The following is a 20,775-nucleotide window of genomic DNA, read 5'->3' as shown; positions in this document are numbered from 1 at the left end:
CAGTGCGACAGTAAGGCCGAGTGCGCAGAAGGCGTGTATATGGGTAGCGAAGCGGGGCATCGTACATAAACCTTCGGCAGGAGTGCTGGAAATTCTTGCTGAATACGCCCCCCGGATGGGCCGGGGGGCGCGGTTTTTAGAGATCGAAAGGTGGATTAGTTATCGACGCGAACCGTGAACTCGAATGTTCCGGTGCTGCCCGGGTTGATCGTGCCGTGATCGGTTTCCAGATTTGGAGCACCAGTCACATCCACTGTCGCCGTGCCGGGCGTCACAACCGCAGGGCATGCGCCGCCGCAGGTTTCGAACGTGGTGTAGGCAGGGACAACATCGCGGATGATAACATCAGTTACTGGCGTGGAGCCGGTATTGGCTGCTTCGATACGGTAAACGATACACTGGTTAGGCTCGACGTCCTGACGCTCAGCCGAGAAGGCACCCGGATTGTCGTTGCACAGCGGGTCGATCGCTTGGGTCTTGCTCAAGGTCACGTCGCCGGTAACAACCACCACCTGATCGTCAACCGTGTTGTTGGTCGTATCGCGATCAGCCTTGGTGTCGGTGTTCAGGTTGCTGTCCAATGTCAGCGTCGCGACTTCGGACGAACCTGCCAGAGCACCGGCCTGCACACGATAGATCAGCGAGATCGTTTCGCCAGCCGCAAGGCCGTCTGTCGTGCCACCGATATTGTCGGTCAGGTCATTAAAGTTGTCGATAACCTCGTCCGTGGCATCCAGAACGCCATTGCCGTTCTTATCCCAGAAGATCGTGCCGGAGAAACCGGACAGACCTGCCGCAGTGATCGAACCTTCGACGATGTCGATGTTACCTGCGTTCGAGATGGTGTGCAGGATATCGACAACACCGTTTGGCGAGGCCTGAACAGTCTGGCTCTCAACAATCGAAACATCGATCACTTCGTTAACTGTGACCTGGTTGGTGATGCTGTCGCTTTGACCCGAAACCGGTGATGCAACGTTGATATCAATCAGCTGCGATACAGGTGCCGAACCGGGTGCCGGCGTAACAACAACCGTGATGTTGGCCGTGTCGCCGCTGCCAATCGTACCGGTATTGGTGACGATCGAGCCATCAGCCAGTTGGAATTCAACGGTCCAGCCTGCCGGCAGTGCCTGATTCAGGGTCAGGTTGTAGCTGTCTGATGTCGGGCCCTGGTTTTCGATATTCAGCGGGAAGGTTACAGGAACACCCGGATCCGTTGCTTCGGTGACCCATGGGTCGCCGCCATCCGTTGGTGCTGCGCCGTCACCCTCGGACCCGGCAACCGTGTTTTCCAGATCGACCGAGGCCGCAAGAACCGCACCGGTGAACTCGGCTACGGATGTGTTGGTTGTGCCCGTCTCATCCGAGGTTGCCGTGATTGTGGCTGTATAGTTGGTCGCGCCACTTGCCGTTGGTGCCGCATCACTTGGCAGAGTTGCCAACACGAAGACCTTTGCACCATCACCTGCATCCAGCGGGATGCTACCAACAACCGGTGTCGCGCCGTCAGAGGCCACAATGCGGAAGCTCGTGCCCAGCGGGAAGTCACCATTGGCAACGTCCAGCGTATAGCTGTCATCCTGGTTCGAGTTGTTCCCGATCACGAATTCGAACTCGATGGTCGTACCCTGCGAAACATCGCCGGTCTCAAGTACTTCGTCATTGCCAGCGGCACCATCATCGGTGGTCGAGGTCAGAACCGTTGTATCCGTCTGCGTGAAGGTATCGTCGATGATGTGCGCATATTGCGACGCAACTGTCACCGAGGCCGTGTTCGATGGCGGATATGCACGATCGTTATCGGACTGTGTCGCCGTGTTCTCGATCAGGCCGGCATCAGCAGTTCCGCCGATTGTAACCTCAAAGGTAACGGAGCCGGTACGACCGGCAGGAACTTCGGAAATCTCGAAGTCGATTGTGTTGGTGCCAGCAGTATACTGGTACGCAATGGTATCCAGCGAACCGTTGGTCGCATCAACAGCCGTGCCGTTGGTTTCATCCAGACCACCAACAACTGTTGCATCGGACCACTGGGCCGAACCGACTGTGTAGGGCAGATCTGTATCGATGATATCCTGAACCGAGTAGGTATCGGATGCAGCCAGACCGGTGTTGGAGTAGGTCAGCGTTACTTCGATTGTATCGCCTGCATCAATGATCGTCGCATCACCGGCGCTCTTATCGACAACCATCGACTTAACCAGCTCCATGATCGCGCCATTGGCGACGGTCAATGTGTCGGTGTTAACGGCGGTTGTTGCCGCAGTCAGCGCACTGGCTGCCGTGATGGTCAGCGTCTCCGCATCAGCCGCGGACGCAGTGGATGGCGCAGTTGCATCAACAATAAAGCCAAAACGCTCACCAGCGCCCAGGACCGGAGTTTCCGTGATTGGCGTTGCGTTATCAGCCACACCATCCAAGTTGGCATCTGCGTAGAACACAACGGACGCAAAGTTGAAATCACCCGTATTATCGACATAGGACAGGTCGAAGCTGTCCGGACCGTTACCATCGTTGGTTACGATGTGCGGCAGGAACGCCTTACCACCGGGTGCGATTTGTTCGGAATTGTCCGAAGTCATCGAAACGCCGGCAACCTGCTGCACAATTGTTTCAACCTTGTTCGACGTTACGGTGATCGTATCACCCGCCGCGTTGGTATAGGTCGCAACCGCTTGGTTGCCGATTACGGAGCCCGCATCTTGCGGGGCTGCGAGTGCTGCCATGCCCACGAACGACACTGCAACGATCGCGCTGCTGGACAGCAGGAAGTTTCTGGAATGTTTCACTTTTACGTACCTTGTTTGGAGTTAGGTTTCGGATACCCGGTCATTCTGAGCGGGTTTAGTCCGCTCAGTTGACGACCACTCGATATGTGTTGAGAGCCGATTCACCGCTCTTCAGGGCGGATTCGAGGTTCCAACGAACCGCCTGAACGGCGTCGGCTGGAACTGGTTCGCTGTGCTGGGTGCCATCCTCGGCGATGACGATGCGGCTTGCCGGAACAGCCGACCATTCTAGACCCTCATTCATCGGGTCCATTTCGGCCTGAATTTCAAAGCTCGCGGCGAGCGAGGAAAATTCGGAACCGAATTCCAACGTCACACCGTTTGGCACTGGTGCGAGGAAGGTCAGACCGTTCAGGTCATCCTCCAGATTGTTCATGTGCGACACCGCATACTCGATGACTTCACCGGGGTAGACGCTGCTGCGATCAACCAATGTCTCGGTGCCATCTGCGGCGATTTCGACGATCTGGAATGCGAACTGGCTTTCCAGTCCTTGTGCGTGACCACCCTGTGCGGTGCTAATGATGATCACAGCTGTTGCTGCTAGAAGAGGGCGTTTCAGTAGCGAAATATTCATCTCGTTTCCTTTCTCGGGTTACGGCGGGGGCCGCGGTCGTTGTTGCGCCTAGCTCACCGCGGCTGGATCGCGGCGGCTTGAGAACAATCAACAGGAAAGGAGGGGTCGCTACATGAGCGCGAACGGACAGCTTCGGGCCAATTCGAGCGATTTCTACTCAGACGGATAGAGGGGCTGTTCCATCGCGCACGGAAATGGGAAAAATGCGCCGCTGATGAGGGATTTTCAGAAGTGATTCCGAATATTTACGATGGATCAGCACCGGATTCGCTGTGCAGTTCGGAAAAATGGAATCGTGCATTGATCTGATTCCATGCACATTCTGCATGAAACAAATCAAACCGGCCCAGAGGGCCTTTAATTCAAATTCTATATTAGGAATCACTGATTGCTTGGCGGAATTGTGCACAAACTATAGGCAAAGCGCGGCACAACTCTGCACCACAGAGGAACGCCAGCCACAGCCCACCGTAAGCAAACAGTTCAGCAATATGAGGGTCGCAAAATCGAATTACCGATGGTGCAGGATCACCTTACGACCGTCGATCATGTGGGTTTGGATCGGTGCGTTATACAGTGTACTCAGCGCCTCAGCCGTCAGCACCTGATCGGGCGCACCGCTAAACGCAACACGGCCCGCATCCAGAGCCACCACATGATCCGCCCATGCAGCAGCATGGTTAAGGTCGTGCAAGACGATCACGATGCTGCGGTTCTCTTCCCGGACCAGCCGCGCCAATTCCCCCATCAAGCCACGCGCGTGGCGGATATCCAGATTGTTCAGCGGCTCGTCCAGCATCAGCCAATCGGTCTGCTGGGTATAGGCCATCGCAACAAAGGCCCGTTGCCGTTGCCCGCCCGAAATCTCATCCAGAAACCGGTGGGACAGGTTGGTAAGGTCAAAGACCTCCAACGCATGGGACGCAATCGCCCTGTCATAGGGGGTTAGGCGTCCCTTGCTATGCGGCCAGCGACCGAACTCCACCAAATCCCCGACGGTCAGGCGGCTGGCGATATCCGAGCGTTGCGCCACTACCGCCATACGTTGCGCCAACTGGGTGCGCGGCGTCGTCGCCACATCCAGATCATCGACGCTGATCCGCCCCGATTGCACATCCGCCTGTGCCGCGATCAGATTGAGCAAGGTCGATTTACCTGCTCCGTTCGGCCCGATCAGCGCCGTCAGGCCGCCGCGCGGGATGGTCAGGGTGATGTCGTGCAGAATCTGCGTTGTGCCTGCCGCGTGATTTAGGGCTTCGATCGAAATCATCGGATTTTTCCTTGGATCAGCAGGATCAGAAACAGCACGCCGCCTGCGAACTCGACCACTACGGCCAATGTTGATTGCAGGCCCAGCACACGCTCAAACAATGCCTGCCCTGCCACGAGGATAATCGCAGCAATCATCGCAGCGGCGGGCAACAGCAGGATATGGCGGTGCGTTCGCATCAACGCATGGGCCAGACTGGCCGCCAGCAGCCCCAAAAACGTAATCGGCCCCACCAGCGCCGTTGCGCAGGATACCAGCACCGTAATGACAATCAGCAGCCGCCGTTCCACCGCATTGTAGTTCACGCCCAGCGATTGCGCAGGCCCACGCCCCAGCGCGACCACATCGCACAACGACGCCCAGCGAAGGATACCGACACTCAGTAGCATGATCGTGGTTCCCGCCAGCAACAGCTCCACCCGATCAATCCCGCCAAAGCTGGCAAACATCGCGCCCTGCACCACCGCAAATTCCGAGGGGTCCATCACCCGCTGTAGGAACGAGGCCATTGAACGGAACATCAGGCCAAAGATCACGCCAACCAGGATCAGCATCTGCAAATCGTGGCGGCTGCGTCGGTGGATCAGCGTGAACAGCGCGAGCGAGGCCAGCACCATGGCCGCGATTTCCCCACCGAAAACCGCCAATTGCGGCAGTTGCGTGTAACCAAACCCACCTAGCATAAAAACCAGCATCGTCTGGATCAGGATAAACAGCGCATCGAACCCCATGATCGAGGGCGTCAAAATCCGGTTGCCGCTAATCGTTTGGAACAGAACCGTGGACACGCCGACAGCACAACCAACGACAATAAGCGCGCTTAGCTTGACCGCGCGCAGTTCCAGAATGAACCAGATGCGCCCCGAAAGGCCCCAGATCAAAAAGGTCGCGCTAAAAATCACAAGCAGCACGGCAAGCAGAACAATACGCATATTAGGCATTACGACGACGCCCCAGCAGCAGCCACAGAAAGATGATGCCGCCCAGAATACCGAACACGGTACCGGCAGGGATCTCATAGGGGTAACGGATCACGCGCCCCAGAATGTCGCAGAACAGCACCAGCCCTGCCCCCATTGCGGCAACGACGGGTAAGCTGCGTCGCAGGTTATCGCCCATCAGCCGCGACACGATATTGGGAACGACCAACCCGATAAACGGCAGCAGCCCCACGGTTACGACCACCAGAGAGGTTACAATCGCGATGACGGTCACGCCGATGGCCATGACTTGGCGATAGGGCAGCCCCAGCGCGCGACTGGTGGTTGGCCCCAATCCGGCGACGGTAAACCTGTCCGCCGCGAAATAGGCCGCAATGGTCACGCCACCCGCAATCCACAACAGCTCGTACCGCCCTGCCAGCACACCAGAGAACCCGCCATTCAGCCACGTACCCAGATACTGCAACAAGTCCGTTTGAAACGCGACAAAGGTCACACCCGCCCCCAGCACGCCCGAATAGATCAGCCCGACCAATGGGACCAACAGCGGCTGCGTTGGCGGCAGGACGCGGCTCAACGCCAGAAAGCCCAAAATTCCGATCAGGGATGTAATGCACGCGGCCAGCATCTTGGCAAAGATCGGCCATCCGGGGGCCAGCAGGGTCACGACCAACAGGCCAATCATCGCGGCCTCTGTCGCGCCGGTTGTGCCGGGCTCCACGAATTTGTTGCGCACCAGCAGCTGCATGATGACGCCAGACACCGCGAGGCTGGCACCGGTTAGCAATGCGGCCAGCGTACGCGGCCCGCGGCTGAGCAATAGCAGCTCTAAATCCGCAGGGTTGGTAAACAGCTGGCGCAGGTCAAACTGCGCCACCCCGATACTGACACTCAGCAAGGCGAGTGCAGTCAGGCTCACTATACATAACGCATAGGCACCATATATCCGTGAACCTGACATTGGTCTTCCTTAGCCGCCAAAGGCCGCAGTGACTTCGTCCAGTGTCATACCCATCGACTGAATGCCGCCACCCGCAATGTAGACATTGGCCGAGGTCAGATAGATCACCTGCCCCTGCTGCCACGCTGTTGTCTGTGCAACCAGCGCATTGTCCAGCGTTTGCGACGCCGCATCAGCCGGCTGCCCAATGGCGGAGGAACGATCAACCACGATCAGCCAATCGGGGTTCGCCTCGGCGATGAACTCGAACGAGATTGCCTCACCATGGGTTTGCTGATCCACGCCCTCAACAGCCTCTGGCAGGTCCAGCGCCTGATGGATCCAGCCGAAACGCGAACCCGCGCCAAAGGCCGAAACGGTTGGGCCATTGGTCATGACGATCAGCGCATCGCCCTGATCCGCAACAGCAGCGCGTGCGGCATCCAGTTTGGCGTTGAAATCAGCCTCAACCGCATCTGCCTCACCCTCCAGCCCCATCAAGGTGCCGTATGCGTCCAGTCGTGCGAGAGCCGCTGCAACGTGATCATCGCCGTAGATGGTCATGTCGATTGTTGTGCCGACCTCGCTCAACGCATCAACCTGACGGGACGAACGGCCGCCAGCGACGATCAGGTCGGGGGCCATATTGGCCAGCGCCTCGAAATCAGGCTCGAACAGCGAGCCAACATTCTGCGCCTGTGCGGCAACATCATCCAGATAGGTCACGAAATGTGGGGCCGGAATACCGGCGATCTGAACGCCCAGCGCATCGAGCGTGTCCAGTGCGGCAATATCCAGCGCAACAACCGTCTGTGGTTGGGCGGGCAAGGTGACGGGACCGGTCGCAGTCTCAATCGTCACATCCTGCGCAGCAGCGGCTGTTGTCAGGGCAAGGGTAAAGGCTGTCGCCAAACGGATGATATGGGCCATCGAACACTCCTAATATGGACCTGTTCTGGCTGGCGGCTGCTGGCTCGAACTGTTTGGCCCTGCCTATTGACTTCCATCTGGATCGTCCAGAAATTATTCCTACTGAATTAGTCGGAAAGCACACATGCCCACACTCACCGGAAACTACGCCACGGCGCATGCCTCGAAATACTTGCAACAGTTGTGCAAGCATTTCGGGCATAAGGTCGATGTTAGCTACGATATGCAGGCCGGAACCGCTGCCCTGCCCGTCGGGCCAGCACAACTGGTTGCCTCGGATGAGGCGCTATCCGTTGTGATTGCGCTAAATGACGCAGGCGATGCGGATCGCGCGAAATACATTCTCGACAGCCATCTGGAGAAATTCGCCTTTCGCGAGGAATTCACAACGATGGATTGGGCGATGGCCGACTAAAGGGAAAATTTGGTCGGCGTGGTTGACTCACATCTAAATATCACAATATCTGGATACATGGATAAACAACTCGCCCTCAGCGCCTTTGCCGCCCTTAGCCAATCCACCCGTCTCGACGTGGTTCGCCTGCTGATCAAGGCAGGCAGCGACGGCATGTTCGCCGGTGAAATTGGTGAGGCACTAGACGTGCGCCAAAACACGATGTCCGCCAACCTATCGATCCTGACCCGCGCAGGCCTGATCCGCAGTGAACGTCAGGGCCGCGCCGTGCGCTATTTCGCGGATATGAACGGCATGCGCGGGCTGCTCGGGTTCTTGATGGAGGATTGCTGCGGCGGTCGTCCCGAACTTTGCCAACCCCTGCTCAATGAAATCTCCTGTCCCTGCTGACACCAACCCCCGAAGGATTGACATGACACAGACCCCAAATCCCGCGGCGGCGGGGCTAGGCCCCTTTGAACGCTGGCTTTCCATCTGGGTCGCATTGGCGATTGGTGGCGGGCTGCTGCTAGGCAATCTGATGCCCACAGTTTTCGCGTTCCTCGCATCGCTGGAAATCGCGTCGGTCAACCTGCCGGTGGCGGTGCTGATCTGGGCGATGGTTTATCCGATGATGGTGGGTGTGGATTTCAGCGCCCTGCGCCGTGTGGGGGAAAAGCCGAAAGGGCTGGTGGTGACGCTGGTGGTGAACTGGCTGATAAAACCGTTCACGATGGCCGCGCTTGGCGTGTTGTTCTTTAACTACGTCTTTGCCGGATTGATCCCCGCCGATGATGCGCAGGCCTATCTGGCAGGTGTTATCCTGCTGGGCGCGGCGCCCTGCACTGCGATGGTGTTCGTCTGGTCGAACCTGACGCGGGGCGACGCGACCTATACCTTGGTGCAGGTCAGTGTGAACGACGTGATCATGGCCTTCGCCTTTGCCCCTATCGTGGCACTTCTGCTAGGCGTCACCGACATTGTGGTGCCATGGGACACGCTGCTGATATCCGTGGGCCTATATGTCATGCTGCCCCTGCTGGCAGGATACCTAACGCGCCGTAATCTGGTGCGTGATGGTGGTGAGGTCGCGGTTAATCGCTTTAAGTCTCGCGTGCAGCCCTTTTCAATCATTGGGCTTTTACTGACGGTGGTTCTGCTGTTCGGCTTTCAGGGAGAGGTCATTCTGGATCGCCCGCTGGTGATCGTGCTGATCGCCATACCCTTGCTGATACAATCCTATGGCATCTTCTTTATCGCCTATGGCGCGGCGCGGGCATGGGGCATTCCCTTCAACGTTGCTGCCCCCTGCGCGCTGATCGGCACGTCCAACTTTTTCGAGCTGGCCGTAGCCGTGGCGATCAGCCTGTTCGGACTGGGATCGGGCGCTGCCTTGGCCACGGTGGTGGGTGTGCTGGTTGAGGTGCCGGTCATGTTGTCCCTCGTCGCATTTGCAAACCGGACGCAGCACTGGTTCCCAACCGAGGGGGATGATGCGTGACCGTCACGATTTACCACAATCCCGATTGCGGAACCTCGCGCAATGTATTGGCGATCATTCGTGCGGCGGGGATCGAGCCGGTGGTCATCGAATACCTCAAAACCGGATGGAAGCGGCGACAGTTGCTCTTGCTACTCAGCGCGGCGGGCATGACGCCCCGCGATGCGCTGCGCACCACCAGATCACCGGCACAGGAGCTTGGCTTGCTAGACCCCACCGTCAGCGATGCGGAATTGCTGGAGGCGATGCTGACCCACCCCATTCTGGTCAACCGGCCCATCGTCAACACGCCCAAGGGAACCCGCATGTGCCGCCCTAGCGAGACCGTTCTGGGCCTGCTCGACCAGTTACCCCCCGGGCCGTTTTCCAAGGAGGACGGAACTCTGCTGATTGATACCAAAGGAAATTACATTGCCTGATACGCCCAACCTAGATGACGACCTGTTCCATCCCACGGATCAGCAGAGATTGTTCAACCCCACCCATTCCGGCCATGCACCGCGTATCCTACTGCTATACGGATCGCTGCGGGATCGATCCTATAGCCGCCTGATGACGGAAGAAGCGGCGCGGGTGCTGACCGGTTTGGGGGCTGAGACGCGAACCTTCGATCCCTCAGGCCTGCCCCTGCCCGATGATGCTGATGCTGACCACCCCAAGGTGCAGGAGCTGCGCGATCTGGTCACGTGGTCCGAGGGCATGGTCTGGTGCTCCCCCGAACGCCACGGTGCAATGACCGGTATCATGAAGACACAGATCGACTGGATTCCCCTATCGCTGGGCGGTTTGCGCCCGACACAGGGAAAAACGCTGGCTGTTATGCAGGTTAGCGGGGGCTCGCAAAGCTTTAACACAGTGAACCAGCTTCGCATTCTGGGCCGCTGGATGCGCTTGCTGACAATCCCGAACCAGTCCTCGACCCCCAAGGCGTTTCTGGAGTTTGATGAGGCGGGCCGCATGAATCCCTCTCCATTCTATGACCGGATGGTGGACGTGATGGAGGAGTTGATGAAGTTCACCGTTCTGACCCGCGACAACAAATCCTATCTGCTGGACCGCTATAGCGAGCGTAAGGAAAGCGCCGCCGAACTGTCCAAACGGGTCAATCAGAAATCGATCTGACCCAAACCGGATCAAGATAACAAAACGGGTGCCGGTTGGCGCCCGTTTTGCGTTCAGCACACCCAGCCTGACCAGCAATAGAACCGCCCGCATTGGGTGCATTTCCATTGCTTTACAGTTTTTGCGAACGACTTCACCCTTTGGCCCAACGTGAATTTCTACCTATGATTAAAGGGCAGTTCCCCAGATGAAAATCGGCTTTATCGGACTCGGCAATGTTGGCGGAAAACTTGCAGGTAGCCTGCTGCGCAACGGCTTTGACCTGACCGTCCATGATTTGGATGCGGAACTGGTCGCCAGCTTCGTAGCAAAGGGGGCCAAGTCCACCACCGGCCCGCTGGCCCTGATGCAGGATTGCGATGCGGTCATCACCTGCCTGCCCTCGCCCGCAGCCTCCGCCGCCGTGGTTGAGGCGATGATGCCCGCCGTGAACGCCGACAAAATCTGGATGGAGATGTCCACCACCGATGAGGGTGAGATCAAGCGTCTGGCCGCGATGGTCATCGAACGCGGCGGCTCGGCTATGGAATGCCCCGTTTCGGGCGGATGCCACCGTGCGGATACCGGCAACATCTCGATTTTCGCCGGTTGCGACCGCGCGACATTTGAGCGGATGTTGCCCACGCTAACCACCCTTGGCCGTCGTGTTTTGCATACCGGCGAAATCGGCACCGCCTCGGTTCTGAAGGTTATGACCAACTATCTGGCCACAGCGAACCTGCTGACCTGCTGCGAAGCATTGGTCACGATGAAGGCCGCAGGCGTGGATATGAACATCACCTATGAGGCGATGAAAATCTCCTCCGGCACGTCCTTTGTGCATGAAACGGAAAGCCAGCTGATCCTGAACGGATCGCGCGATGTGTCCTTCACCATGGATCTGGTGAAAAAGGATATCGGCCTGTTCCAGAAGATCGCGGATCAGGCAGGCGTGCCGCTGGAAATCAGCCCCCTGATGGTTGAGATTTTCAATGACGGCATCGCCCGCTTTGGTGAGCGTGAGCTGTCGCCAAACATCATCCGCCGTCTGGAGGAGGCAACCGGCCTCAGCATTACCGCCCCCGGCTTCCCATCGGAACTGTTCGATGATGAGCCTGAGGAGGACGGTTACGAGGTTATCCCAACCGGTCTGTCCGCGCCCGTCAGCAGCACAGCAAAGGTATAACCATGTCCACACCAAACCTTAGCCATTGGAACGAACGCGCCGATCTGGCCGCCAGCTTTCGCTGGGCCGCCCGTTTGGACATGCATGAGGCCGTGGCGAACCATTTCAGCCTAGCCGTCAACGACTCCGGCACGGAGTTTCTGATCAACCCCAACCAGCAGCATTTCTCGCGGATCAAGGCATCCGACCTGCTGCTATTGGATGCCGAGGACCCCACCGCGCTGGAGGCCGCAAACGCGCCCGACCCAACCGCATGGGGCCTACATGCCGCAATCCACCGCGCCTGCCCCCATGCGCGCTGTGTCATGCACACGCATTCGGTCTGGTCCACGGTTCTGGCCTGCTTGGCTGACAGCACCCTGCCGCCGATCGATCAGAACACGGCGACGTTCTATAACCGCTATGTGATCGACAATGCCTTTGGCGGATTGGCGTTTGAGGAGGAAGGCATCCGCTGCGCCTCCATGCTGTCCGATCCGGCTAAAAAGGTCATGATTATGGGCAATCACGGTATCCTCGTGGTTGGCAATAGCGTCGCAGATACATGGAACCGCCTGTTCTATTTCGAGCGCGCCGCCGAAACCTATATCCGCGCCCTACAAACGGGTCAGCCGCTGCGCATCCTCAGCTCCGAAATCGCTGAGAAAACCGCGCAGGAACTGGATGATTACCCCGGTCAGGCCGAGGCACATCTGGCCGAGCTGCGCGCGATCCTGGACGACGAAAAAGACCCCTACGCCACCTAAACTCCCTCACTCCTTTAGACAGGATGATTCAGCGATGACAGATATGACACTTGACCTGCGGGACAATGGCATGGTCGTTGGCATGCCCGACGGCGAAACCTACTTCAACTATTACTGGCTGCGCGATGCGTGCGAGTCCTGCATCGACCCGCAGACGCGGGAACGGGTGTTCGATGCGTCGGAACTGACCAACGCCCCCCGCGCCAGCACCGCTATGATCGAGGGCGACACGCTGGTCATCGGCTGGATGGATGAGGCACAGGCATCACGCGTACCGATGTCCCTGCTGCGACAGGTTGCAGGCGGCGGTCGCGCCGTTGATCCCGCCGCATTGCCGCGAAAGCTGTGGTATCATGACCACCTGCCGAAAATCACCCGCGTGGACCAAAATGCAGTGCTGGAGACAGGTGAGGGCCGTGCCCGCCTGACCCGTGCGTTGATCGAGGACGGTATCGCCATCGTCACCGGCATGGACAAAACAACCGAGGCGTTGCCCCGCTTGGTCAATTCCATCGGGTCTGTCACACCATCGGCCGAGGGGCTGTTTTTTGACGTGCGGGTCGAAATTGAGCCCACGAACCTTGCCTTTACCGCGGGCCCGCTGGAAATGCACACCGATCTACCGGGTGAGGAATTCGCCCCCGGCGTTCAGTTCCTGCATTGTCTGGAAAACACCGTTGATGGCGGCCTGTCGCTGTTTCTGGATGGCGCCGCCGTGGCTGAGGCATTGCGTACCGAAGACCCCGAGGCCTTCGCCCTGCTAGCCGGTCACGACATTCCGTTTTTCTATCGCCACAACAACTGGGACTACCGCGCCCATCAGCGTGTGATCGAAACGGACCCTGATGGAAACGTCACCGGTGTTACGATCTCCCAGCACTTGCAGGACAATATGGACCTGCCGCAGTACCTGCTGGACACCTATTACCCCGCCTTCATCAAGTTCATTCGGATGATGCGCGAGGAACGTTTCATGCTGCGCTTCCGGTCCGAGGCGGGCAATTGCGTGGTGTTCGATAATCACCGCATCGTTCACGGGCGTGAGGGATACGTGGCCGAGAGCGGCAGCCGCCACCTGCGCGGATGCTACACTGATCGCGGCGCGCTGCGGTCAGCTTACCGTGTTCTGGCACATCAGGGCTATGACGGCACGGCCACGGACCAACAGGCCATCGCCTGACACGACCAAGCAGTACAAAGAGAAACGGCGCGAAGATCACTTCGCGCCGTTTTTGTATTTATGGCCTTATGGATTACAGCGCGAAGGGCGGACGAACCTTCAGCTCCAGATAGTCCTCCAACCCGAACAGGCCGCCCTCGCGCCCATTGCCGGACTGCTTGAACCCGCCAAAGGGCGAGCCGTAGCCGGCATCGCGTCCGTTAATATGGATGCCACCGGCGCGCAGGCGGCGTGCGACGCGAATGGCGCGCTCCTCGCTACCTGTTTGCAGATATGCGGCGAGGCCATATTCCGTATCATTGGCCATCGCGATCCCTTCTTCCTCTGTATCGAAGGGGGTGATGACCAGAACCGGACCAAAGATTTCCTCGCGCCAGATCGCCATGTCAGGCGTCACATCACAGAAAATCGTCGGGCGGGCGAACCAGCCGTTTTGTACGTTTACAGGCAGGTCATCAGGACGCCCCAACCCACCGGCCAGCACACGCGCGCCGCCGTCGATGCCCTTTTGGATCATCGCCTGCACACGGTCATATTGCAGGCCGTCGAACAGAGGACCGATATGGTCACCCTCTTGCGCGGGATCACCCACCTGCTGTGCCTCAGCCGCGCTGCGCGCGATAACCAGCGTTTGCTCGTAAACGGACCGCTCCACCAACATGCGGGTCGGCGCGTCACAGGATTGGCCGGTATTGTAGAAGCAGCTGGCCACGCCCTCACGCACGCGGGTTTCCAGATCGCAATCAGCAAAGATCAGGTTGGGCGATTTGCCGCCCAATTCCAGCGTCACACGCTTGACCGTATCGGCTGCATCCTTGGACACGGCACTGCCCGCGCGGGTCGAACCGGTAAAGGACATCATCGCCACATCGGGATGGCGCGACATGGCCGACCCGACGCTGGGTCCGTCACCGTGGACGAGGTTGAAAACGCCCGCCGGATATCCGGCCTCATGCACGATCTCGGCGTAGATTTGGGCGGAAAGCGGCGTGTGCTCGGACGGCTTCAGAATGCAGGTCGCACCGGTGGCCAAGGCTGGGATCACCTTTTGCGCGATCTGGTTGATTGGCCAGTTCCATGGAGTGATCAGGCCGCAAACGCCGATCGGCTCACGGCTGAGGATATCACCGCTGGGCAGGGTTTCCTGCTCATCAAGGGATTCCAGCGCCGCGATATACCCCTCCAGATGGCCAAGGCCGGAATAGGCCTGCACCTGACAGGACATCGTGATCGGTGCGCCCATCTCCTTGGAAATCGCGTGGCCCAGATCATCCATGCGCGCGCGCGTTACCTCGGCCAAACGGCGCAGCAATGCTAGACGCTCATCCTTGGTGGTCATGGAAAACGTCTCGAACGCGGCCTTGGCTGCGGCGACGGCGCGATCCACGTCAACGGAATTGCCCAATGTCACCTGCCCGATTTGCGCATTGGTGGAGGGCGTCAGAATTGGCATCGTGGTCGTCGAATCCGGGGCAACCCATTCGCCGCCAATGTAAAATTTATCAATCAAAATCATCTCTTTTCCTCTCAAGGGGTCACATGCATCTGGGCCATGTCCAGATGCAGTTCGTCGCTGTCATAGGTCATGCCTGCGATAGCTTCGTCGTCAATTTCCAGGCCGAGGCCCGGCGCGGTGGACGGCACGATATAGCCATCCTCCCATTCGATTTCGCCCTTAACGCCCTGCATATAGGGGCCGTCAAAGGTGCCAATGCTTTCCAACACCAGAAAGTTCGGAGAACAGGCGGCGATCTGGATATTGGCCGCCGCAACAATCGGGCCGCAATACAGGTGCGGAGCGATCTGGACCTGTCGGGTTTCGGCCATGCCGGCGATTTTCTTTGCCTCTAGCAAGCCACCAACACGGCCAAGGTTCATTTGCAGGATCGAGGCGGCTCCACTCTCAATCAAACGGGCGAATTCGTATTTGGTACACAACCGCTCCCCCGCCGCGACAGGGATCGAGGTAAAGGCGGCCACTTGCGCCATGTCCGCAGGGCTTTCAGGGGGCAGCGGCTCCTCGAACCACAGCGGATCGAAGGGTTCCAGCGCGCGAGCCAAACGCTTGGCCCCCGACACGGTGAACTGCCCATGAGTACCGAACAGCAGATCGGCACGATCGCCCACGGCCTCACGTATCTCACGACAAAACGCGACGCTGCGGGTGATATCCTCACGCCGTGGCTGGTGCCCGTCAAAGATGGTGAACGGCCCCGCCGGATCGAATTTCAGCGCGGTAAAGCCCTGCTCGACCATCTCAACCGCGATTTCCGCCGCGATAGTCGCGTCATTATAGGCATTGGGCAGATCAGGATCGGGATACACATCGCCGCTGGTCGGATAGATATAGGAGTAGCTGCGCAACCGGTCATGAACCCGCCCACCCAGCAATTCGTGAACGGGTTTATCCGCCGCCTTGCCCAGAATATCCCAGCACGCCATTTCCAGCCCGCTAAACGTGCCCATAACGCTGACATCAGGGCGCTGGGTAAAGCCAGCGCCATATGCCTTGCGAAACAGCAGCTCAATGCGGCTAGGGTCTTCGCCTGCGAAGTGACGCTCGAACATATCGCGCGCCATGGCACAGCAGACATCTGGTCCGAAGGTGGCGTTGTAAATCTCGCCCACGCCGGTAATGCCGCACGCAGTCGTCAACCGGACAAAGATAAAGTACCGCCCGCCATGGCGCGGCGGCGGGTTGGCGACGACAAAGGTTTCGAGTTTCTCAAGGCGCATAGGTGCCCCTTTCCTCAGTTAAGATTTTCTCAGCCCGCATCCTGCAGGATCATCCTCGCAGCGCGCATCGCCAACATCATGGTCGGGGCATTGGTGTTGCCCGAAGTGATGTTGGGAAAGGCAGAGGCGTCCACGACCCGCAATCCGGGTACGCCGTGAACTTGAAGTCGTTCATTCACCACTGAATCCTGCGCATCACGCCCCATCCGGCAGGTGCAGGTCGGGTGGTAAACGGTGGTGGCCCTGTTGCGGAAATCATCCAACAGGGCGTCATCATCCATTTGCTCGAATTCCGTGCATTTCGCACCGGCACTAACCGCCTGCATCGCCGCCGTCTGTGACAGTGTGCGGATCAGGCGGCTGGCACGGATGGCGGTTTGGCGATCCCCTTCCGTGGACAGGGAATTGGGCTGGATCGAGGGGGCCTCGCGGTAATCCGCCGACCGTATCTGCACCGCGCCCCGACTGGTCGGTCGGCAGGCCTGCGCGGACATCAGATAACCCGCGCCACGGTCCAGAACGATCTGGCCATCTGGCGAAATCTCGTATGAGGCGGGGTTACAAAACAGTTGCATATCCGGCGCGGTCGCCTGAGCATGTGATCGCACAAATCCGCCCACCTGATTTACCGGCACCGATAACGGCCCACGGCGTGACAGCACATAACGCATACCCGCCAGCAAACGCCCCACCGGGTTGCCCAGCGTTGCGTTCAGCGTCGTGGTATTTGCGCGAAACTGATGGGTAATCGCCAAGTGATCCTGCAACCCCTGCCCGACCTGCGGTAGATCGCGCTGCACCTTGATCCCATGGGATCTCAGCAGCTCAGCAGGCCCCAAGCCCGATAATTGCAGGATTTGCGGCGTATTGATCGCGCCACCGCTCAGAATAACTTGCTGACGGGCCGTCACACGATGGATTTTGCCGCGTCGGGAATAGGTCAGCCCCGCCACCCGCGTTCCGACAAAATCCAGGTGAGTCACATGGGCGCGGGTTTTGACCCTAAGGTTTGCACGCCGCATCGCGGGGCGTAAAAAAGCATCCGCCGCGGACCAGCGCCGCCCTCGGCGCACATTACTGCGGTAAAAGCCCATGCCCTCTGCGCCCTCACGATTCAGGTCATCCACCACCTCGTAACCGGCCTGAGGGGCGGCGGACAGGAAGCGCTTGGAAAACGGGTGCATCTGGTCCGACAGATCCTGCACCCAAATTGGTTTGTCCGAGGGGGCCTCGCCTGAATGCGCCTCCATGCCTGCATAGGTGCCGCGAACCGCGCTCCAGTCCCAGCCAGTGGCACCAGCCGCCGCCCAATCGTCGAAATCACGGGCCTGCCCCCGAATATAGGCCATGGCGTTGATTGAGCTGGACCCCCCGATCACCCGCCCGCGCGGCCAGTAGTTCTTGCGCCCAGCCAATCCCTGATCCGCATCGGTGTGATATCCCCAGTTCAGCACGGGGTTTGCGTAATTGACGGCATAACCGACCGGAATCTTGATCCACATGCGCGCATCGCTGCCGCCTGCCTCCAGCACCAGCACGCGAAATTTGCCGCTTTTCGACAACTGATCGGCCAAAACGCATCCGGCAGAGCCTGCGCCGACGACGATATAGTCGTATTCCTCTACCGTCATTTCGCCGCCCATCCTAACGTTGCCTTGGCCCTACAAATGAGCAGCGGGGCGCGTGTAAGACAAACAACGAGTTTGACCGGTCAGACCTCATATGTTTTTGAGCACAACACGAAATCTTGCCTGAACGAAGCGGACACATCATGCGCCAACTGCCCCACGTCACATGGCTACGCTCGTTCGAGGCAGCCGCGCGCCACAGCTCCTTTAGCTCCGCCGCGGATGAGCTGAACCTGACACCCGCCGCCGTTAGCCAGCAAATTCGCCTGCTGGAACATCATCTGGGGGTGCAACTGTTCAAACGCTTGGCCAAGGGGGTGGAGCTAACAGATATTGGACAGGCCTATGCCCTGCCTATCCGCAAATCGTTTCTGGAGATGCAAAGCGCGACTGACGGGCTGTTCAGCACAAAACGGAAATCACCGATCCGCATTCGCGCCTCGATCTCCTTTGCAGCGCTGATCCTCGCCCCGCGCCTGAACGCATTCCGCCGCCAACATCCAGAGGTCGAGATCGAGCTGTCCACAACCGTCTGGTCAGATCGGATGAGCGATGCGACCATTGATCTGGATATCCGGTTCGGAACTGGCGATTGGCCGGAACACAACATCCACCTGCTGCAAATCGAGCCATCGACCATAATTTGCCACCCTGATTACGCCGCGCAATTCGCGGACAAGCCCCCAGCCCAGGCAATTCGCGACGCCAGCATCGTGCAGATTGTCGGCTCCGAAACCGACTGGGATTTGGCAACCGCCCAATATGATCCGAACCAACCGCGCCCTAAACACTGGATGAAGGCGGATTCATCCCTCGTCGCATTGCAAATCATCGGGTCCGGCCACGGCTGCACAATTGTCACGCGCAGCTTCGCCAAGCATGAACTGGCCGATGGCCGACTGGTCGCGCCCTTGCCATTGCAGCTGCCAGCGATCAAAAACTTCTTCCTCGTCGAACGTGACGATCTAGGCCAGCGCGACGATGTCCGAGCGTTCATCGACTGGATTTGCGCCGAGACATTGTAAAACGCACTGGATCAGCCGTTGGCCAACTGGTTTCCGATGGAAATTACCGCCGAGAGCCGATCCATTCAGTAATATTTTCGCCGATAGGCGGACCTTAACGTAGGGTCCGACGTTACGATCCCTCGCGGTCTATAAAGACCTCCGGCGTGGACATTCAGTCAGATTTAACGTTGACCAAGCTCATCTTGAATCCACCCCAATCACAACCATGAACTGTGATGCAAATCGCGGCACATCCGACATTACAATGCATTACATTTACAGGATTCTTATTCGCTAAAGCTACGCAACTTCGCGCCCACAAAACCTGGATAAAAACGCACCCTTTCGCGGGTACTTCCCGACACGGCGTGACAAAAATAGTCAGGAAATCATACACATGGAACTGCGCCTTCACCTACGCCGCTTGCCACAATGAAAGTGCGAAAATCATGGAACCAACGTGCCTGCGCGCGGGTTCAAACAGAGTGCAGCGAGAACTGCGACATTTTAGATTTAGCCGTTGGAGCAACACGCCATGATCAAACGCATATTTTGGACGATTACAGCCACTGCCGCAGTCGGCGTAGTCGGGTTCGGAGTTTATGCGTATAAGCCCGCAATGGATCCAGTTGCAGCGCAGGATCGGCCGGCATTTGGTCCTGAAGTCGTTGAGCAGGGGCGTATCCTTGCTGCTGCGGGATATTGCAGTGAATGCCACACGACCGCAGATGGCGCGCCCTATGCAGGCAATTACGCGATGGAGACCGGCTTCGGCACGATCTACGCCAGTAACCTGACGCCAGCAATGGACACGGGCATCGGCGCCTATTCAGTCGAAGCGTTCCGGCGCGCCATGAAGGAGGGCGTCGATATTGATGGCCGCCACCTGTTCCCCGCATTCCCTTATGACCACTTTGCCAAAATGTCTGACGAAGACGTTGATGCGATCTATGCCTACATCATGACTGAGGTCGTACCGGTTGAGCAGGAAACACGGGAAAACGAATTACCGTTCCCCTTGAACCAGCGGTTCCTACAAGCGGGCTGGAAGCTGCTGTTCGTTGACTTCGACGAATATGCCTTTGATGACACGCAATCTGAGGATTGGAACCGTGGCGCATATCTGGCCGAGGGGGTCGCCCATTGCGGCGCATGCCATACGCCGCGCAATCCAGTCGGTGCGGAGATTGCCAGCGATCAATATGGCGGTGCGCAGATCGATGGATGGACCGCGCCTGCATTGACCGCTGACAACGCATCGGCGGTGCCATGGTCAACGGCCGATTTCAAATCCTACCTGACGGATGGTGTCTCGACCTATCACGGTATTTCTGCCGGCCCGATGGGGCCAGTCGTGCATGCGGGTATCCGCGAATTGCCTGATGAGGATATTAACGCCCTCAGCGTGTATCTGGGTGAGCGTACCGGTGGAAACGAGGATGATCCCGCAACCAGCACCGCGATTGTCAGCACGCTGGAACGCGGTCGCCCCGATCCACAATACCGACGGGATGCAGGCGAGCGTCTATATGCGACGGCTTGCGCGTCGTGCCATTACAACACGGCGCAGATTGAGGCGGGGCGTCCTGACCTTGGCATTAACTCTGCGACCAATCTGGATACACCAGAAAACCTGATCCACGTCATTCTGGATGGTGTCAGCGGACCCGAGGGGATCGAGGGCGTTGTCATGCCTGGCTTCCGCGATGCGCTTTCCACCACCGAAATTACGGCAATTGCGGCCTATCTGCGTGATGCACGTGCCGGTCAGCCCGCATGGCCTGATCTGTCGGAAACAGTGTCCCGCATGGCTGAATCCGCCGCGCACGCCGAATAACCTCAAAGA

At 58.5% G+C, this 20,775-nt stretch carries 19 protein-coding genes; 10 read left to right on the top strand and 9 right to left on the bottom strand.

Annotated elements, in window-relative coordinates; genetic code table 11:
• Positions 1 to 155: 155 nt before the first annotated feature.
• The 6 genes from CR254_RS10930 to CR254_RS10905 form a co-directional block, all read right to left on the bottom strand.
• A complete protein-coding gene (locus CR254_RS10930; RefSeq protein WP_245851580.1) occupies positions 156 to 2,792 on the bottom strand; it encodes a COG1470 family protein in 2,637 nt (878 codons plus the stop codon).
• A 64-nt stretch (positions 2,793 to 2,856) separates the two neighbouring features.
• The gene (locus tag CR254_RS10925) at positions 2,857 to 3,369 is read right to left on the bottom strand and encodes a hypothetical protein (RefSeq protein WP_097929909.1); all 513 of its coding nucleotides are present in this window, start codon (positions 3,367 to 3,369) and stop codon (positions 2,857 to 2,859) included.
• A gap of 511 nt (positions 3,370 to 3,880) precedes the next feature.
• Entirely contained in the window at positions 3,881 to 4,639 is a 759-nt protein-coding gene (locus tag CR254_RS10920; protein ID WP_097929908.1) for an iron ABC transporter ATP-binding protein, read from the bottom strand.
• The gene (locus tag CR254_RS10915; RefSeq protein ID WP_097929907.1) at positions 4,636 to 5,580 is read right to left on the bottom strand and encodes an iron chelate uptake ABC transporter family permease subunit; all 945 of its coding nucleotides are present in this window, start codon (positions 5,578 to 5,580) and stop codon (positions 4,636 to 4,638) included. The genes CR254_RS10920 and CR254_RS10915 overlap by 4 nt, the downstream gene beginning before the upstream one ends.
• A complete protein-coding gene (locus CR254_RS10910; RefSeq protein ID WP_097929906.1) occupies positions 5,573 to 6,541 on the bottom strand; it encodes an ABC transporter permease in 969 nt (322 codons plus the stop codon). The genes CR254_RS10915 and CR254_RS10910 overlap by 8 nt, the downstream gene beginning before the upstream one ends.
• 9 nt (positions 6,542 to 6,550) lie before the next feature.
• Entirely contained in the window at positions 6,551 to 7,450 is a 900-nt protein-coding gene (locus tag CR254_RS10905) for a siderophore ABC transporter substrate-binding protein (protein WP_097929905.1), read from the bottom strand.
• 124 nt (positions 7,451 to 7,574) lie between these two features.
• Between CR254_RS10905 and CR254_RS10900 the strand changes: the two genes are divergently transcribed.
• The 8 genes from CR254_RS10900 (at position 7,575) to CR254_RS10865 (ending at position 13,558) form a co-directional block, all read left to right on the top strand.
• Positions 7,575 to 7,865 carry a DUF2218 domain-containing protein gene (locus CR254_RS10900; protein ID WP_097929904.1) on the top strand — a complete coding sequence of 97 codons (291 nt, stop codon included), beginning with the start codon at positions 7,575 to 7,577 and terminating at the stop codon, positions 7,863 to 7,865.
• 57 nt (positions 7,866 to 7,922) lie between these two features.
• The gene (locus CR254_RS10895; RefSeq protein ID WP_097929903.1) at positions 7,923 to 8,255 is read left to right on the top strand and encodes an ArsR/SmtB family transcription factor; all 333 of its coding nucleotides are present in this window, start codon (positions 7,923 to 7,925) and stop codon (positions 8,253 to 8,255) included.
• Between the two features lie 22 nt (positions 8,256 to 8,277).
• Positions 8,278 to 9,345, top strand: coding sequence for an ACR3 family arsenite efflux transporter (arsB, locus tag CR254_RS10890; RefSeq protein WP_097929902.1), 1,068 nt, complete (start codon positions 8,278 to 8,280; stop codon positions 9,343 to 9,345).
• Entirely contained in the window at positions 9,342 to 9,764 is a 423-nt protein-coding gene (arsC, locus tag CR254_RS10885) for an arsenate reductase (glutaredoxin) (protein ID WP_097929901.1), read from the top strand. The genes arsB and arsC overlap by 4 nt, the downstream gene beginning before the upstream one ends.
• Positions 9,757 to 10,467 (top strand): arsenical resistance protein ArsH, encoded by a 711-nt coding sequence (arsH, locus tag CR254_RS10880; RefSeq protein ID WP_097929900.1) that lies wholly within the window; start codon positions 9,757 to 9,759, stop codon positions 10,465 to 10,467. Before arsC ends, arsH begins: the two co-directional genes overlap by 8 nt.
• A gap of 187 nt (positions 10,468 to 10,654) precedes the next feature.
• Positions 10,655 to 11,632 carry an NAD(P)-dependent oxidoreductase gene (locus tag CR254_RS10875; protein WP_097929899.1) on the top strand — a complete coding sequence of 326 codons (978 nt, stop codon included), beginning with the start codon at positions 10,655 to 10,657 and terminating at the stop codon, positions 11,630 to 11,632.
• A gap of 2 nt (positions 11,633 to 11,634) precedes the next feature.
• The gene (locus CR254_RS10870; protein ID WP_097929898.1) at positions 11,635 to 12,378 is read left to right on the top strand and encodes a class II aldolase and adducin N-terminal domain-containing protein; all 744 of its coding nucleotides are present in this window, start codon (positions 11,635 to 11,637) and stop codon (positions 12,376 to 12,378) included.
• A 34-nt stretch (positions 12,379 to 12,412) separates the two neighbouring features.
• Positions 12,413 to 13,558, top strand: a complete 1,146-nt coding sequence (locus CR254_RS10865) for a TauD/TfdA family dioxygenase (RefSeq protein WP_097929897.1) — start codon at positions 12,413 to 12,415, stop codon at positions 13,556 to 13,558.
• A 73-nt stretch (positions 13,559 to 13,631) separates the two neighbouring features.
• Here the strand turns inward: CR254_RS10865 and CR254_RS10860 are convergent, their stop codons facing one another.
• The 3 genes from CR254_RS10860 to CR254_RS10850 are packed head-to-tail and all read right to left on the bottom strand — an operon-like array spanning position 13,632 to position 17,925.
• Positions 13,632 to 15,074, bottom strand: a complete 1,443-nt coding sequence (locus tag CR254_RS10860) for an aldehyde dehydrogenase family protein (RefSeq protein WP_097929896.1) — start codon at positions 15,072 to 15,074, stop codon at positions 13,632 to 13,634.
• A gap of 11 nt (positions 15,075 to 15,085) precedes the next feature.
• On the bottom strand, positions 15,086 to 16,294 hold the full coding sequence (locus tag CR254_RS10855) for a mandelate racemase/muconate lactonizing enzyme family protein (RefSeq protein ID WP_097929895.1): 1,209 nt from the start codon (positions 16,292 to 16,294) through the stop codon (positions 15,086 to 15,088).
• Between the two features lie 29 nt (positions 16,295 to 16,323).
• A complete protein-coding gene (locus CR254_RS10850) occupies positions 16,324 to 17,925 on the bottom strand; it encodes a GMC family oxidoreductase (protein WP_097930294.1) in 1,602 nt (533 codons plus the stop codon).
• A 140-nt stretch (positions 17,926 to 18,065) separates the two neighbouring features.
• Between CR254_RS10850 and CR254_RS10845 the strand changes: the two genes are divergently transcribed.
• Together CR254_RS10845 and CR254_RS10840 are read left to right on the top strand one after the other, a co-directional pair.
• Positions 18,066 to 18,947 (top strand): LysR substrate-binding domain-containing protein, encoded by an 882-nt coding sequence (locus CR254_RS10845; protein ID WP_097929894.1) that lies wholly within the window; start codon positions 18,066 to 18,068, stop codon positions 18,945 to 18,947.
• A 517-nt stretch (positions 18,948 to 19,464) separates the two neighbouring features.
• Positions 19,465 to 20,766, top strand: coding sequence for a cytochrome c (locus CR254_RS10840; protein ID WP_097929893.1), 1,302 nt, complete (start codon positions 19,465 to 19,467; stop codon positions 20,764 to 20,766).
• The last annotated feature ends 9 nt before the right edge of the window (positions 20,767 to 20,775 follow it).

This window comes from Pontivivens marinum (assembly GCF_900231835.1).
Taxonomy (GTDB): domain Bacteria; phylum Pseudomonadota; class Alphaproteobacteria; order Rhodobacterales; family Rhodobacteraceae; genus Pontivivens; species Pontivivens marinum.
The sequence above is the reverse complement of the archived record's forward strand: the minus strand, read 5'-3'. Positions and strand labels throughout refer to the sequence as shown.

What these genes read in the sequence shown, in the direction of transcription:
- CR254_RS10900 (WP_097929904.1), top strand. Translation starts at nt 7,575, where the DNA reads ATGCCCACACTCACCGGAAACTACGCCACGGCGCATGCCTCGAAATAC.
- CR254_RS10850 (WP_097930294.1), bottom strand. Translation starts at nt 17,925, where the DNA reads ATGACGGTAGAGGAATACGACTATATCGTCGTCGGCGCAGGCTCTGCC.
- CR254_RS10895 (WP_097929903.1), top strand. Translation starts at nt 7,923, where the DNA reads ATGGATAAACAACTCGCCCTCAGCGCCTTTGCCGCCCTTAGCCAATCC.
- CR254_RS10920 (WP_097929908.1), bottom strand. Translation starts at nt 4,639, where the DNA reads ATGATTTCGATCGAAGCCCTAAATCACGCGGCAGGCACAACGCAGATT.
- CR254_RS10865 (WP_097929897.1), top strand. Translation starts at nt 12,413, where the DNA reads ATGACAGATATGACACTTGACCTGCGGGACAATGGCATGGTCGTTGGC.
- CR254_RS10840 (WP_097929893.1), top strand. Translation starts at nt 19,465, where the DNA reads ATGATCAAACGCATATTTTGGACGATTACAGCCACTGCCGCAGTCGGC.
- CR254_RS10860 (WP_097929896.1), bottom strand. Translation starts at nt 15,074, where the DNA reads ATGATTTTGATTGATAAATTTTACATTGGCGGCGAATGGGTTGCCCCG.
- CR254_RS10855 (WP_097929895.1), bottom strand. Translation starts at nt 16,294, where the DNA reads ATGCGCCTTGAGAAACTCGAAACCTTTGTCGTCGCCAACCCGCCGCCG.
- CR254_RS10905 (WP_097929905.1), bottom strand. Translation starts at nt 7,450, where the DNA reads ATGGCCCATATCATCCGTTTGGCGACAGCCTTTACCCTTGCCCTGACA.
- CR254_RS10845 (WP_097929894.1), top strand. Translation starts at nt 18,066, where the DNA reads ATGCGCCAACTGCCCCACGTCACATGGCTACGCTCGTTCGAGGCAGCC.
- CR254_RS10925 (WP_097929909.1), bottom strand. Translation starts at nt 3,369, where the DNA reads ATGAATATTTCGCTACTGAAACGCCCTCTTCTAGCAGCAACAGCTGTG.
- CR254_RS10875 (WP_097929899.1), top strand. Translation starts at nt 10,655, where the DNA reads ATGAAAATCGGCTTTATCGGACTCGGCAATGTTGGCGGAAAACTTGCA.
- CR254_RS10870 (WP_097929898.1), top strand. Translation starts at nt 11,635, where the DNA reads ATGTCCACACCAAACCTTAGCCATTGGAACGAACGCGCCGATCTGGCC.
- arsB (WP_097929902.1), top strand. Translation starts at nt 8,278, where the DNA reads ATGACACAGACCCCAAATCCCGCGGCGGCGGGGCTAGGCCCCTTTGAA.
- CR254_RS10915 (WP_097929907.1), bottom strand. Translation starts at nt 5,580, where the DNA reads ATGCCTAATATGCGTATTGTTCTGCTTGCCGTGCTGCTTGTGATTTTT.
- CR254_RS10910 (WP_097929906.1), bottom strand. Translation starts at nt 6,541, where the DNA reads ATGTCAGGTTCACGGATATATGGTGCCTATGCGTTATGTATAGTGAGC.